Below are 14,616 nucleotides of genomic sequence, written 5' to 3' on the forward strand. Positions count from 1 at the left end.
ATGGCAAAGGCAAAGTCAGGCACGAACGGCAAGACAAACAACGGTGCCAATCTCGGTTTCGAGGCGCAGCTCTGGGCCACGGCGGACAAGCTGCGCGGCAATATGGAGCCATCCGACTACAAGCACGTCGCCCTGGGCCTGATTTTCCTGAAATACATCTCCGACGCCTTCGAAGCAAAGCGCGCCGCTCTTCTGAAGGAGGAGCTGGCCGACGCGGAGGACCCGGAGGAATACCTTGCAGAAAACGTCTTCTGGGTGCCGAAGGAGGCCCGCTGGTCACATCTTCAGGCCAACGCCAAACAGCCGACCATCGGCAAAATCATTGACGACGCCATGCTCGCCATCGAGGCCAAGAACGAAAGCCTCAAGGGCGTCCTGCCGAAGGACTACGCCCGCCCGGCGCTGAACAAGGTCATGCTTGGCGAGCTGATCGACCTTGTCTCGGGCATCGGCATGGCCGAGGAAGCCGACCGCTCCCGCGATATTCTCGGGCGCGTCTATGAGTATTTCCTTGGCAGCTTCGCCGGGGCCGAGGGCAAGCGCGGCGGCGAATTCTACACGCCGCGCTCCGTCGTCCGCCTTCTGGTCGAGATGATCGAGCCGTACAAGGGCCGCGTCTATGACCCGTGCTGCGGCTCCGGCGGCATGTTCGTGCAAAGCGAAAAGTTCGTTGAGGAACACGGCGGACGCATCGGCGACATCGCCATCTATGGCCAGGAGAGCAACTACACGACCTGGCGGCTGGCTAAGATGAACCTCGCCGTGCGCGGCATCGATGCTGACATCAAGTGGAATAACGAGGGGAGCTTCCACAAGGACGATTTGGCCGACCTCAAGGCCGATTTTATTCTCGCCAATCCGCCCTTCAATATATCGGACTGGGGCGGCGACCGGCTGCGGGAGGACGCACGGTGGAAATTCGGCGTGCCGCCCGTGGGCAACGCCAACTATGCCTGGCTCCAGCACATCCACCACCACTTGGCCCCGAACGGCACGGCGGGCGTGGTGCTCGCCAACGGCTCCATGTCCTCCGGCCAGTCCGGCGAAGGTGACATCCGCTCACGGATGGTCGAGGGCGACGTGGTGGACTGCATGATCGCATTGCCGGGGCAGTTCTTCTATTCGACCCAGATTCCAGCCTGCCTCTGGTTCCTTTCCCGCAACAGGAACCCCGGAAACGGCTGGCGCGACCGGCGCGGCGAGGTGCTGTTCATCGACGCCCGCAAGCTCGGGCACATGGTGGACCGCACACGGAAGGAATTTTCCGACGAGGACATCGCCAAAATCGCCGGAACCTACCACGCCTGGCGTGGGGAGCCCGACGCGGACACCTACGAGGACGTGCCAGGCTTCTGCAAGGCCGCGACGCTGGAGGATATCCGGGGGCACAATCACGTCCTGACGCCGGGCCGCTACGTCGGCGCGGCAGCGGCGGAAATCGACGACGTTACCTTTGAGGAGCGGTTCGCGGAGCTGAAGGAGACGCTGGCGGAGCAGTTTGCAGAGGCCGAGGAGCTAAGCGCCCTTATCCAGACGAAGCTGGAGGAGATAAGGGCGGATGTCTAAACCACGAGAGGTAACCCTCGGCGAGATTGCGGAATTTCAGGAAGGCTATGTGAACCCCCCACAATCAAAATCCGAATATTTCGACGGTCCGATAAAGTGGCTCCGAGCAGTCGACCTCAACAATTCTTTCGTTTTTGAGACTTCCCGGTCACTAACCGAGAACGGCTATCGAAGTGCGGGAAAGAGTGCATATCTCTTCCCACCCAACACCCTGGCAATCAGTAAATCGGGAACCATCGGTCGCCTTGGCATAATCAAAGATTGGATGTGTGGAAACCGGGCCGTAATCAACATACGACCACGAAATGACTTGGCAGATACCCGTTACGTTTTTTATGCGCTGTTATCTGATCCCGCACAAATTGACGTACTGGCGGAGGGAAGCGTGCAGCGAAATCTGTATGTTTCCCAGCTATCGACTTTCAAAATGCCCTTGCCAGAATTATCCAAGCAGAGGCAAATCGCCGAACTGCTTGGAGCGCTCGACGAAAAGATCGATTTGAACCGGCGGATGAACGAGACGTTGGAGGCGATGGCGCGGGCGATCTTCAGGGGCTGGTTCGTCGATTTCGGTCCCACCCGCGCCAAGGCCGAAGGCCGCGCCCCCTACCTCGCCCCCGAAATCTGGAACCTATTCCCCGACACCCTCGACGACGAGGACAAGCCCGTCGGGTGGACACAGGGGACCCTTGCGGATGTCGCGGGATCGCCGAGGCGTGGCGTCAGTCCAGCCGACGTTGCCGAGGACACCCCCTACATCGGCTTAGAGCATATGCCGCGCCGCTCGATCGCACTCTCGGAGTGGGAAGGCGCAGGGAAGGTTACGAGCAACAAGTCGGTCTTTAAGAAGGGTGAGTTCCTGTTTGGGAAGCTGCGGCCCTACTTCCATAAGGTCGGGTTTGCCCCGCTGGACGGCATTTGCTCGACCGACATTGTTGTCGTGATCCCGCGATCCCCAGAGTGGGCTGCCTTCACTCTCGCCTGCCTGTCTTCGGACGAGTTCGTAGACTATACCAACCAGACATCGACCGGCACGAAGATGCCGCGCACGAGCTGGAAGACAATGGGACAGTACAAGGTTTGCCTCCCACCGGATCAGATCGCTCGCGCCTTTCAGAGCGTGGTGCAGCCGCTTCTTGATCGCATCGGCGCGAACACCCACGAAGTCCACACCCTCGCCCGGACCCGCGATCTTCTCCTGCCGAAGCTCATGTCCGGCGAAATCCGCATCGGTGAGGCTGAGAAAGCCGTGGAGGCTGTTGCATGACGCACACTGCGGCAGACATCACATTTCATTACCCGCCCGAGCTGTTCAATCTCCTCGTGGATGCGATTCCGTTGCTGAATCGGTCGAAGAAGGATGTCTTGCTCTTTTTCCGAGGCGCGGGCGTGCCCGAGGCCATCATTAGCGACCTCGCCGACCACGTTAAGGCCGCGCCGGACGAGATCAACAAATACGAGATTGTCCGCACGGTGCTGGAGCGTCTCAACGCGAGGGGTGAAGCGGCCCTTCGTGAGCGGCGCGAGGTGTTACGCCGTGTTGTCGAGTTTGCGAATTTTGATACGTGCTGGGCGAATGACCAGTTGAAGGCCAAAGGGGCTGTCGCCGCTGTGCGGGATATTGTGAACCAGAAAGATTCGTTCACGCGCATGAAACAGGAGCACGACAAAGAACGCCGGTTACGGCTTTCGGAGGCCGAAGAAGAAAGGCGGGCAAAGCAGGAAAGAGCTGGCAAGGTCGAATCCGCCAAGAATGAATTTTATGGCCTTTTCGGCACATCCATGACACCGCAGATTCGTGGGAAAAAGCTGGAAACCGCTCTCAACAATCTATTCGACGCTTACGGCATTCTGGTTCAGGAAGCATTTCATCTTGTTGGGGACGCAGGTGAGGGCATCGTTGAGCAGATCGACGGTGTTATCGAACTAAGGGGTGCTTTGTATTTCGTCGAGATGAAGTGGTACCAGAGTGCGGTCGGGAAGGCAGAGATTTCCGAGCACCTCGTCCGGCTTATAAGCCGTGCAGAAGCGCGGGGTATATTCATTTCGGCCAGTGACTATACCGAGCCAGCGATTCATGTTTCGCGCGAGTTTCTTCAACACAAGGTTATAGCGCTGGCGACCTTACAGGAGTTAGTGCTGTTGCTTGAGCAGCAAGGCGAGCTGGCCGATTTCTTGTCTAAAAAGGTCCAGGCCGCACAGATTCACAAGAACCCGTATTTCCAGCCGCTTGACCTTCTTGCGGGAGGGTCGGCATGACGCGTGTGGCTGTAGAACCCCGCATTTTGCGCTGGGCGCGAGAACGCGCCCGGTTGGAGCTGGACGAGCTGGCTACGCGGTTCAACAAGCTGCCGGAGTGGGAGGCAGGAGAAACCCTGCCGACATTGAAACAGCTTGAAGCCTTTGCGAAGGCTGTTCATGTGCCTGTCGGCTATCTGTTCCTGCCGGAGCCGCCGGATGAACCTGTACCGATCCCGGACTTCAGGACCTTTGCTGGTCAGGCCGTAACCCGTCCGAGCCCGAACCTGCTGGATACAATTTATGCCTGTCAGGAGCGGCAGAGCTGGTACCGCGATTATGTGCGCGTCGCACACCAGCAGGCTCTAGGGTTTATCGGCAGCACGACCGTTGCTGGCTCCCCGGAGGACGTGGCCGAGAAAATGCGCGCGACGCTTGGCTTCGATGTCGCCGCACGGCGCGACTGTCCCACCTGGTCTGACGCCTTGCGCCTGTTTATTCAACAGGCGGATCAAGCCGGTATTCTGGTGATGGTGAGCGGCGTTGTTCTCAGCAACAACCGCCGCCGACTTGACCCGGAAGAGTTTCGGGGATTTGCGTTGTCCGACCCGCTTGCGCCGCTCATCTTTGTCAATGGTGCGGACACGAAGGCCGCCCAGATGTTCACCCTTGCGCATGAACTGGCCCACTTGTGGCTGGGCGCATCGGCGCTCACCAATCTTGGCGCAGCGCCCGCGCGTGGTTTCCGGCGTGAAGAAGTCTGGTGCAACGCCGTTGCTGCGGAATTTCTGGTGCCGCTTACTGCCGTGCGCGCCGAGCTATGGGACGGGGAACCGCTCGACGAGACGCTTTCGCGGCTGGCGCGAACATTCAAGGTCAGTACGCTGGTCATCTTGCGACGACTGCTGGACGCGGGCTGGCTGACCCGTGCGGCGTTTGATGCAGCCTGGGGGCGGGAGATTGCGCGGCTACGCGCGCTGACAGAGCGCGGCAATGGCGGCGGCGATTTCTACCGAACCACGCTTTCCCGCGTCAGCCGCCGCTTTGCCCGTGCGCTGGTGGTTAGCACACTTGAAGGCCAGACGCTCTATCGCGACGCCTTCCGGATGCTGGGTGTTTCCAAAACGCAGACGTTCCACAATCTGGGGCGAGAAGTCGGGGTGATGGGATGACGCGCTATCTCCTCGACGCCAATGTCTTCATCCAGGCCAAGAACCTGCATTATGGGTTCGACTTCTGCCCGGCATTCTGGGAGTGGCTGATCACGCAGAACGACGCGGGCAATGTCGCCAGCATCGAGAAGGTTGCCGATGAACTCTATGCCGGTGAGGACGATCTTTCCGACTGGGCCTCGGATCGTGGCGATGCATTTTTTTTGCCGCCTGACGATGACGTCTTGCCTGCCTTGCGAACCGTCAGCGTGTGGGCCAGTAGCCAGCACTATGAACCGGCGGCTGTCGCCACCTTTCTTCAGGTCGCTGATTACTGGCTGGTTGCTCACGCCCTTGCGCACCAGTGTGTTGTCGTCACGCACGAGGTGCCTTCAGACGGCACCCGGAAGATCAAGATTCCCAATGTTTGCATCGGGCTCAAGCTGCGCTGCGTCAGCCCTTACGAGATGCTGCGCCGCGAACGGGCAAGATTCGTTCTCGGGCCAGGCCGGGAGGTCGCCTGATGGCTGGTTTCGCCGAAAGTCATGTAGAGGAAGCAGCACTCGAATGGCTTTCGGGGCTTGGCTACGCTGTCGCGCACGGGCCGGATATTTCCCCGGACGGGCCGACGCCCGAGCGTGTCAGCTACGATCAGGTTTTGCTGGTTACGCGGTTGCGAGCCGCCCTTGAGCGTATCAACCCGCATTTGCCTTCCGAAACCATCGACGAAGTTCTACGTAAGATACAGCAGACGGAAACGCCGTCGCTGGTCGAGGAGAACCGCCGCCTGCATCGCTATCTGGTGGACGGTGTGCCGGTTGAAATCACGCGCGCGGACGGCAGCATCGGCGGGGATACGGCCTATTTGATCGATTGCGACGATCCCGACCGCAACGATTGGCTCGCCGTCAATCAGTACACGGTGATCGAAAACCGCAACAACCGCCGCCCCGACGTGGTTCTCTTCGTCAACGGCTTGCCATTGGCCGTGATCGAGCTGAAGAACCCCGGCTACGAGAACGCGACGCTCGACGGCGCGTTCAATCAGCTACAGACCTATAAGGACCAGATACCGTCCCTGTTCCGCACCAACGCGGTGCTTCTGACATCGGACGGGCTTCAGGCGCGCCTTGGTTCGCTGACGGCCAATCTTGAACGGTTCATGCCGTGGCGCACCGTGGACGGCTCCGCCGTCGCGCCGAAAGGCGCGCCGGAGCTGGGCACGATGATCGAAGGTGTGTTCGACAAGGCGCGGTTTCTGACCCTGATCCGGGACTTCACCGTGTTCGGCGACACGGGCTCCGGCCTTATCAAGATCGTAGCCGGGTATCACCAGTTCCACGCCGTGCGACACGCTGTTGAAAGCACGATTGCAGCTTCGAGCCCCGAAGGCGACCGCCGCGTCGGCGTCATCTGGCACACGCAAGGCTCCGGCAAGAGCCTGCTCATGGCCTTCTATGCGGGGCAGCTTATTGCGCACCCGGCCATGGAAAATCCGACCGTCATTGTCATCACCGACCGGAACGATCTTGACGACCAGCTTTTCGGGACGTTCGCCACGTGCCGCGACCTGTTGCGCCAGACCCCGCAGCAGGCCGACAGCCGGGAGGATTTACAGAAGGTTTTAACGCGCCCTTCCGGCGGCGTCATCTTTACGACGATCCAGAAATTTTCGCCCGAGCGCGGCGAGACCGATTATCCGGTTCTGACCGACCGCCGGAACGTCGTCGTGATCGCCGACGAGGCGCATCGCAGCCAGTACGGATTCCGGGCCAAGGTCGAGCGCAAGACCGGCGAAATTTCCTATGGCTTCGCCAAGTATCTGCGCGATGCCCTGCCGAATGCCTCATTCATCGGCTTCACCGGCACGCCGATTGAGAAGGAGGACGTGAACACGCCCGCCGTGTTCGGTGAATACATCGATGTTTACGACATCAACCGGGGCGTCGAGGATGGTGCGACGGTCCCGATCTATTATGAGAGCCGCCTTGCCCGGATCGAGCTGGACGAGGACGTGGCCCCGCTTATCGACGACGAGGTCGCGGAGCTGACCGAGGACGAAGTGGCGGGCGAGCAAGAGAAGCTCAAACGCAAATGGGCGAATGTTGAGGCTGTTGTCGGGGCCGAGAAGCGCCTCGCCATGGTCGCAGAAGACCTGGTGCAGCATTTTGAGGATCGCGTTGCCGGCATGGCCGGCAAGGCCATGATCGTCTGTATGAGCCGCCGGATATGCGTCGCGCTCTATAACCAGATCGTCAAGCTGCGCCCCGAATGGCACAGCGATGATGACGAGAACGGCGTCATCAAGATCGTCATGACCGGCGCTGCGTCCGATCCGAAGGACTGGCAGCCGCATATCGGCGGCAAGGCGCGCCGGGAGCTTTTGGCGAAACGCGCCAAGGATCCCGACGACCCGCTTAAGCTGGTGATCGTCCGGGATATGTGGCTGACCGGCTTCGACGCGCCCAGCATGCACACGATGTATATCGACAAGCCGATGCGCGGCCATGGGCTCATGCAGGCAATCGCGCGCGTGAACCGCGTTTTCAGCGACAAGCCTGCTGGACTGATCGTGGATTACATCGGTATCGCTCAAAACCTGAAATCGGCGCTGAGCCAGTATTCACGCGAGGACCAGAAACACGCTGGCATCGACGAGGCCGAAGCCGTCGCCGTGATGCTGGAGAAATATGAAATCGTCAGCGACATCTTCCACGGTTTCGACTACCGCGCCGGGCTGACGGGTTCACCGCAGGAACGGCTTGTCGCGCTTGCCGGGGCAATCGAATGGGTTCTCGATATGCAGCAGCGCGAGGCTGCGAAGGAAACGACGGACGAAGGCAAAAAGCGCGCGCATCGCCGCTTCAATGACGCCGTGCTGGCGCTTTCCAAGGCGTTCGCCCTTGCCGCCGCCAGTGATGAGGCACGGGAAATCAGGGACGAGGTCGGATTCTTCCAGACCATCCGCGCGGCACTTGCCAAAAGTGTGCCCGGTACCGGCAAGACATCCGCCGAGCGAGACTTCGCCGTGCAGCAGATCGTCAGCCGCGCCGTCATCTCGACCGAGATCGTCGATATCCTCGAAGCGGCCGGGGTGGATGCACCGGACATTTCCATCCTTTCCGACGAGTTCCTCGCCGAAGTGCAGGGGATGGAGAAGAAGAATCTCGCCATGGAGGCGCTGCGTAAGCTCATCAATGGCGAAATTCGCTCGCAGGCCCGTGTCAACGTGGTGCAGACGCGAGCGTTTTCTGAACGCCTTGAGGACGCAATCGCCCGTTACCACTCAAACGCCATCACGACGGCGGAAGTGATTCAGGAACTCATCAACCTGGCGAAGGACATCCGCGCTGCGCATCAACGCGGCGAGGAAGAGGGACTCAGTCAGGAGGAAATCTCTTTCTACGACGCCCTTGCACAGAACGAGAGCGCCATCGAGGTCATGGGCGACGACAAGCTCCGGGTTATTGCCCACGAGCTGCTGAATAGCCTCAAAACCAACGCTTCCGTTGACTGGCAACACCGCGAAGCCGCGCGCGCCCGCATGCGCGTGCTGGTCAAACGAATCCTGCGCAAATACGGCTACCCGCCCGACCTTCAGGACGCCGCTGTACAAACTGTGTTGCAGCAGGCCGAAGTCCTTTCGGCGAGGTGGGCCGCATGAATAACAGCATGAGAGTCACGACGCCTCCACTCAAGGATAAAATCGCTGAACACGGCTTTGCCTTCCTAGAGGAACATCGCCCGGATATGGATTCACTTTTGGTTGCCGCCGTTGTCGGCGAGCCACTCACGCCCTGGGAAGGAGGTCTTGTGCAACGACTGGTTCCGCGCGCCGATTCGGCCCCCAACACCTATAGCGGGATCTACGGCCTAGACGGCTTCCCGTTTCATACCGATCTCGCCCATTGGCGTCGGCCGCCCCGCTATCTGCTGCTTCGTTGCGTCAAGGGCTATCGCGACGTCCCAACGCTCCTGATAGATGGGCGAGCTATCATCGCTGCCGTCACACTGGACATCCTGACCCGCGCGATTGTCAAACCGCGGCGGCCTCGGGACGGCGCAATTCCCCTGCTGCGCCTCTGCGAACAGGTCGAGGATGGCCACCGCCTCAGGTGGGACGAGGTCTTCCTCAAGCCCGCGAGCAGGAACGGACAGACCGGCAGCCATCAGGTCAGGACTTTCCTGTCCGAAGTCGATTCCCTATCGATTGCGCTCGCCAATACAGGCGACACGCTCATCGTCGACAACTGGCGCATGCTGCATGCCCGGTCGCCCATCGTCGCGGGGCACGAGGGACGGGTCATAGAGAGAGTCTATCTGGAGGCGTTGCATTGAAACAGACCATCAAACCAGATGATACACCGGATACGTGGAACCCGGAGGCGCTGTTCGCAAAAGCTCAGCGCTACATCGAGAAGATGCTCGATGTCGCAAGCGACCAGTGGGAATACGCCCTCTGGTCGAGCCTGTCGCTTGAATTCCTTGCCAGAGCCGCTCTCGCCAATATCAGTCCCGCACTACTGGCGGACAACAAGGATGGATGGTCCAGCCTGTACCATTCCCTCGGCTTCCAGCCCACCGAGTCAAAATTCACACCAAAATCGATACCGGTCAGTGAGGTGTTCCGTCGCTTGACTGCTATCCTGCCGGAATTCACCAAGGAGCATTCGGATTTCGGGATTCTTCATACTGGCCGCCGCAACAGCGAACTTCATTCTGGTGAGGCTGCCTTTGACGGTGTCAATGTCTCCACATGGCAGCCCGGCTTCTATCGGAACTGCGAGGTTCTTCTCAAGTCGATGGAAATGTCACTTCCCGACTTTATCGGGAAAGATGAAGCCGATGTTGCCGCGAAACTCATCGCGGCGGCTGCCGATGATAGCGCGAAGGTAGTCCTCGGGGATCTCGCCGCCCATGAGAAGGTCTGGGCGGCCAAGACTGAGGAAGAGCGTGCCGCGTTAAGCCAGTCGGCTTCGGTCTGGGCGACGCGCCAATCCGGTCATCGGGTGGAGTGTCCTGCGTGCGCATCCCAGGCGCTGGTCAGCGGAGAGCCTGTAACCGCGCCGATGCAGAAACTCGATGACGATGAGATTATCGAGACGCAGGAGTATCTCCCAAATCGCTTCGAATGCATCGCATGTGGCCTGAAGATCAGCGGTCTTTCTCGGCTCGCCGTGGCTGGTCTTGGCGACCGCTACAAGAAGACCCAAGTCTACGATGCAGCCGAATATTATGCGCCCGAGGACGAATACGCTGGCTATGAGGACGACAACAACGAACGCTGAGCGCTGAGCGCTGAGCGCTGTAGCGGGTCGCAAAGGCAATCCAGACTGGTTCATGTTTGTTCTCACCGTTGAGCGCGCCCCCGGCGTGCGAATAAGGCAGGTGCAATGTGGCCCGAAGTGGGCCCACATTGCCTATCCTGCCTCCCTTACGACGGAGAAAAATGGGGAAAGTCGGAAAAAGTCGGAGAAAGTCGGGGAATTTTGGGGAAATTCGGAGAATATATTTTAAAATCATTGTGTTGATGGTGCTTTCCAAATCATTTTGGACATAGAGCGATGTCTGCTGTGGTCAAGGAAGGTTCTCCTGAAAGTGGGCGGCAGAAACCGGCCGCCGGTTGCCCGGCGACCGGCTTGGGAGGGGCTTATTCCTCGGGTTTGCGGTCCAGGAAGCGGATGGTGTCGGCGACCAGTTGAACTTCGGAGAATTCTTTGTCGTCCTTGGTCCAACGGTTCTCGCGCAGATCACCGGTGACTTCGATGTAGCGGCCCTTGGCGAGCCATCCCTTGTCGATCATGTCCAGGAGGCCGGGGGCGAAGACGGTGACGGTGAACCAGGAGGTGCGCTCCTTTTTTTCTCCGTCGTTTCGATCCTTCCAAGTGTCGGTCTTGGCGATACGGAGGGTGCCGACGTTGGTGCCGTTGCGGGTTTCGGTCTTGGTCGAACCGATGAAGCCTTTGCCGGTGAAGTTCATATGCGTGTACATGGATTTGTCCTTTCCAAATCGGGGATGCGTTTCAACGCGCCTGCCCAGCCCCGAATCAGGGCGGGCGAAGCAACCGAAAGACGGAGGGTCCGCCTGCGGAAACCGTCTTGGCAGGTTGAGGCGCAGCCGCCTTCGTCCGCCGCCGGGGCATGCTGCGCGGAGGAGAAACCTCGTCCCCGCCTCGATGCGGGAAGGTCCTCGCCGCACAGGGTCGAACGACAGGGAAAACCAGGTCGATCATGGCCGGGCCTGTGGACGGGAGACGATCAAATCTCGTATTTAGGTCACATCCTGTCGGTCGATATAACGGACTCACCCATGCGCCTTTACACCCTGAATGACATTCTCGCGGCGATGCCATCGACCTATTTCGATCGTGGCCGGGCTTATCAGCGTCAGGGCCGGGTGCTTGAGGCTGTTTTCCAGGACGGTGGCAAAACGATAAACGGGCTCGTGCAGGGCTCCGGGCGTCATCTGTATCGCCAGGTTGTGGGTATTCTGCCAACCGGGGCGGCCATGGCGATCGACGGCCATTGCAGCTGTCCCGTCGGATATAACTGCAAGCATGTGGCGGCGGTTCTGCTGGAAGGGCTGACCCAACCCGCCGGGCGGACCCTGGCGCCTGAACGTGCCGCCAATTTTGATCCGGGGATCGGGGATTGGTTGCGCCAATTGGAAGCGGCGGCCAATCCGGCCCCCGGCAACGACTATCCGCCTGACATCGCGCAACGGCTCATCTATCTGCTGCGGGCCGAAAGGGCCGTCATCGGCAGCCTGCGGGCGCGGTTGCAGATTGTTTCCGTCCGTCTATTGAAAGGCGGCGGGTTTGGGGGCAACCCGACGAATTTCGATGCGGGTACCATCTGGAACCGGCAGTTGGCAAAGTATCTCCGGCCCATCGACATCGAGATCCTGAAGCAGATCAGTCGGTCAAGAATGGGCGAGACAAGCCAGGGGCGGGGCTACGACCTGCTCGGCGAGGACGCCGCCTGGGTGCTCGAACGGGTCCTGGCGACCGGCCGGTGCCGGTGGGAGGGCCTGGAGGGCGCCTCCCTCTCCGCCGGTCCGGCCCGGGCGGCTCAGGCCGCATGGGAGATGGGCGCGGATGGGGCACAGCGGCTTGGGATCGTTGCCGACCCGCCGGTCTCCGCCATTCTGCCCGTGGCCCCCCCCTGGTACGTGGATCTGCAAACCCAGACCTGCGGGCCCCTGCAACTGGGCCTGCCCGACGGCATGGCGGCCGTGTTGGCGGCGGCCCCGGCCCTGCCGCCCGAGCGGGCTTCGTCGCTGAGGGACGAACTCACCAGACGCTTTCCGGCGACGGACATTCCCTTGCCAAAAGATCCCGGCAAACCCAAAAAGGCGGTGCTGTCCCCAATACCCCACCTGCACCTGGGCGTATCGCGGCTTGCCCCGCGCAAACGGCACTATTGGGAAAGATCGGAGCCCGTCGAGGTGCCCACCGCCCGGCTCGGGTTCACCTACGGCCCCCTGCGTTTCGAGGCGGTCGACCCGCGTCCCGCCGCGACCGTTGTCGAGAACGGCGCATTGTTGTCCATTTCCCGCGACACGAATACCGAGGCCCGGGCCTTTGATCGTCTGGGCGATTTTGGGTTCGAACTGATCGAGGATCTGGGCGTTTACGATCTGCCGCCGGAACAGCGCCGGGATTTGCTCTTGTTGGATGAAAATCCCGAGTTCGCGCTGCTGGAGTTCATGCGCTCGGGAATGGCGCAACTTCGGGCCGACGGATGGACGGTCTCCATTGAAAAGGACTTCCCCTTGCGTCTCGCCGAGGCGGAGGACGATTGGTACGCCGATCTCAACCAGGCCAGCGGTATGGATTGGTTTGGGTTCTCCCTCGGGGTGATGGTCGATGGCGCGCCGGTGAACCTGTTGCCCTTCCTGGTCCATTTCCTGGAGCAGTTGGAGGACCCGGAGGCGGTCGAGGCCTTTCTCAAGCAACCCGCCGACAAGCCGCTGTATTTGCGCCTGGACGACGACCGCCTGCTCCCCCTGCCCATGGAGCGTGTGCAAACCATCGTGGGCACCATGCTCAATCTTTACAAAGCCAATGATTTTGATGAGCAGGGACGGATTTCCGTTCACGCCTTGCAGGCAGCGGATATGGCCGATCTCGAAGACGGCCTGGCCGGGCTGGATCTCAAATGGTCGGGCGGTCAGGCGCTGCTGGAGGCGGGTCGTCGGCTGCGTGCCTTCAGCGGCATCGAGGAAGTGGCCGTCCCCAAGACACTCGTGGGGACACTGCGTCCCTATCAGCGGGCCGGTCTTGATTGGCTGCAATTCCTCCGGGCCTATGATTTCGGGGGCATTCTGGCCGATGACATGGGACTGGGAAAGACGGTGCAAACCATCGCCCATTTGCTGGTCGAAAAAGAGTCCGGGCGCCTAGACCGCCCCAGTCTGGTCATTGCCCCGACCAGCCTGATGGCCAATTGGCGGCTCGAACTTCAGGCCTTCGCTCCGGCGCTGAAAGTTCTGGTTCTGCATGGGCCGGACCGCAAGGCGCGGTTTGGCGAGATCGCGGACCATGATGTGGTTTTGACCACCTACCCCCTGCTGCCCCGCGACGAGGCGGCACTGTTGACCCAATCCTACCATTTGGCCATTCTCGATGAGGCCCAGGTGATCAAGAACCCAAAAACCAAGATCGCCCGGATTGTCGGGAGTATCCCGGCCCGGCACCGGCTCTGCCTGACCGGGACGCCGATGGAAAACCACCTGGGCGAACTGTGGTCGCAATTTCATTTTCTGATGCCGGGCCTGCTGGGGGACGAGAAGCGGTTCCGCCGAGTATTCCGTACGCCTATCGAAAAGGAGGGCCATGCCGACCGGCGGGCGTTTCTCAACCGGCGGGTCCGGCCTTTTCTGTTGCGTCGCACCAAGGAGGAGGTGGCTCCCGAACTGCCGCCGAAAACCGAAATCATCGAGCATGTGGAACTCGACGGTGCCCAGCGGGATCTCTATGAGAGCATCCGGCTGGCGATGAATGAAAAGGTGCGGCGCGAGATCGACAAGAAAGGGATTGGCCGCAGTCACATTGTTATTCTGGAAGCCCTGCTCAAATTGCGCCAGGTCTGCTGCGATCCCCGTCTGTTGAAGCTGGAAACCGGCAAGAAGGCGATTCCGTCGGCGAAATTCACCCGGCTGATCGAGATGCTCTGCGAATTGATCGAGGAGGGCCGCCGCATTCTTCTGTTCTCACAGTTCACCAGCATGCTGACTCTGATCGAGCCTGAACTGAAGGCGCGTCGCATTGATTTCGTGAAATTGACCGGACAGACCCGGGACCGGGCCTCGGTCATCGACAAATTCCAGTCCGGTCAGGTGCCGTTGTTCCTGATCAGCCTGAAGGCAGGCGGCACCGGACTCAATTTGACGGCGGCGGATACGGTGATCCATTACGATCCCTGGTGGAACCCGGCGGTGGAGCAACAGGCCACCGACCGGGCGCACAGAATCGGCCAGGATAAACCGGTTTTCGTCTACAAGATGATCACCCTCGGCACGGTCGAGGAAAAGATCCAGGAACTCCAGGGCCGCAAGCAGGCGCTGGCGGACAGCATTCTGCAAGACGGAGCGGCGGCCACCTCCCCCCTGTCGGCGGAAGACCTGGAGGTGCTGTTGGCCCCGCTGAGCCCGACTTAG

Annotated in this window: 10 protein-coding genes; 9 read left to right on the forward strand and 1 reads right to left on the reverse strand. The window is 60.4% G+C overall.

Going from position 1 to position 14,616, the window contains the following annotated elements; genetic code table 11:
• Genes ACYQ1P_RS09695 through ACYQ1P_RS09730 form a run of 8 tightly spaced genes read left to right on the forward strand, consistent with a single transcriptional unit; the run spans nt 1 to nt 10,243 of the window.
• A complete protein-coding gene (locus tag ACYQ1P_RS09695; RefSeq protein ID WP_460020165.1) occupies nt 1–1,566 on the forward strand; it encodes a class I SAM-dependent DNA methyltransferase in 1,566 nt (521 codons plus the stop codon).
• Nucleotides 1,559–2,833 (forward strand): restriction endonuclease subunit S, encoded by a 1,275-nt coding sequence (locus ACYQ1P_RS09700; protein WP_460020166.1) that lies wholly within the window; start codon nt 1,559–1,561, stop codon nt 2,831–2,833. Before ACYQ1P_RS09695 ends, ACYQ1P_RS09700 begins: the two co-directional genes overlap by 8 nt.
• The gene (locus tag ACYQ1P_RS09705; RefSeq protein ID WP_460020167.1) at nt 2,830–3,825 is read left to right on the forward strand and encodes a restriction endonuclease; all 996 of its coding nucleotides are present in this window, start codon (nt 2,830–2,832) and stop codon (nt 3,823–3,825) included. Before ACYQ1P_RS09700 ends, ACYQ1P_RS09705 begins: the two co-directional genes overlap by 4 nt.
• Nucleotides 3,822–4,976 carry an ImmA/IrrE family metallo-endopeptidase gene (locus ACYQ1P_RS09710; protein WP_460020168.1) on the forward strand — a complete coding sequence of 385 codons (1,155 nt, stop codon included), beginning with the start codon at nt 3,822–3,824 and terminating at the stop codon, nt 4,974–4,976. The genes ACYQ1P_RS09705 and ACYQ1P_RS09710 overlap by 4 nt, the downstream gene beginning before the upstream one ends.
• Nucleotides 4,973–5,479, forward strand: a complete 507-nt coding sequence (locus tag ACYQ1P_RS09715; protein ID WP_460020169.1) for a DUF4411 family protein — start codon at nt 4,973–4,975, stop codon at nt 5,477–5,479. The genes ACYQ1P_RS09710 and ACYQ1P_RS09715 overlap by 4 nt, the downstream gene beginning before the upstream one ends.
• A complete protein-coding gene (locus ACYQ1P_RS09720; protein ID WP_460020170.1) occupies nt 5,479–8,619 on the forward strand; it encodes a type I restriction endonuclease subunit R in 3,141 nt (1,046 codons plus the stop codon). Before ACYQ1P_RS09715 ends, ACYQ1P_RS09720 begins: the two co-directional genes overlap by 1 nt.
• Entirely contained in the window at nt 8,616–9,293 is a 678-nt protein-coding gene (locus tag ACYQ1P_RS09725) for a Fe(II)-2OG oxygenase family protein (RefSeq protein WP_460020171.1), read from the forward strand. The genes ACYQ1P_RS09720 and ACYQ1P_RS09725 overlap by 4 nt, the downstream gene beginning before the upstream one ends.
• Nucleotides 9,290–10,243: a hypothetical protein gene (locus ACYQ1P_RS09730; RefSeq protein ID WP_460020172.1), complete on the forward strand. Its 954-nt coding sequence runs from the start codon at nt 9,290–9,292 to the stop codon at nt 10,241–10,243. Before ACYQ1P_RS09725 ends, ACYQ1P_RS09730 begins: the two co-directional genes overlap by 4 nt.
• Before the next feature lie 362 nt (nt 10,244–10,605).
• Here ACYQ1P_RS09730 and ACYQ1P_RS09735 read toward each other — a convergent pair whose 3' ends face one another.
• Nucleotides 10,606–10,947, reverse strand: a complete 342-nt coding sequence (locus ACYQ1P_RS09735) for a single-stranded DNA-binding protein (RefSeq protein ID WP_460020173.1) — start codon at nt 10,945–10,947, stop codon at nt 10,606–10,608.
• Nucleotides 10,948–11,265: 318 nt separating this feature from the next.
• Here ACYQ1P_RS09735 and ACYQ1P_RS09740 point away from each other — a divergent pair, with 318 nt between their 5' ends.
• Complete coding sequence (locus tag ACYQ1P_RS09740) at nt 11,266–14,616, forward strand: DEAD/DEAH box helicase (RefSeq protein ID WP_460020174.1); 3,351 nt, start codon at nt 11,266–11,268, stop codon at nt 14,614–14,616.

It is taken from the genome of Magnetospira thiophila (genome assembly GCF_054657015.1).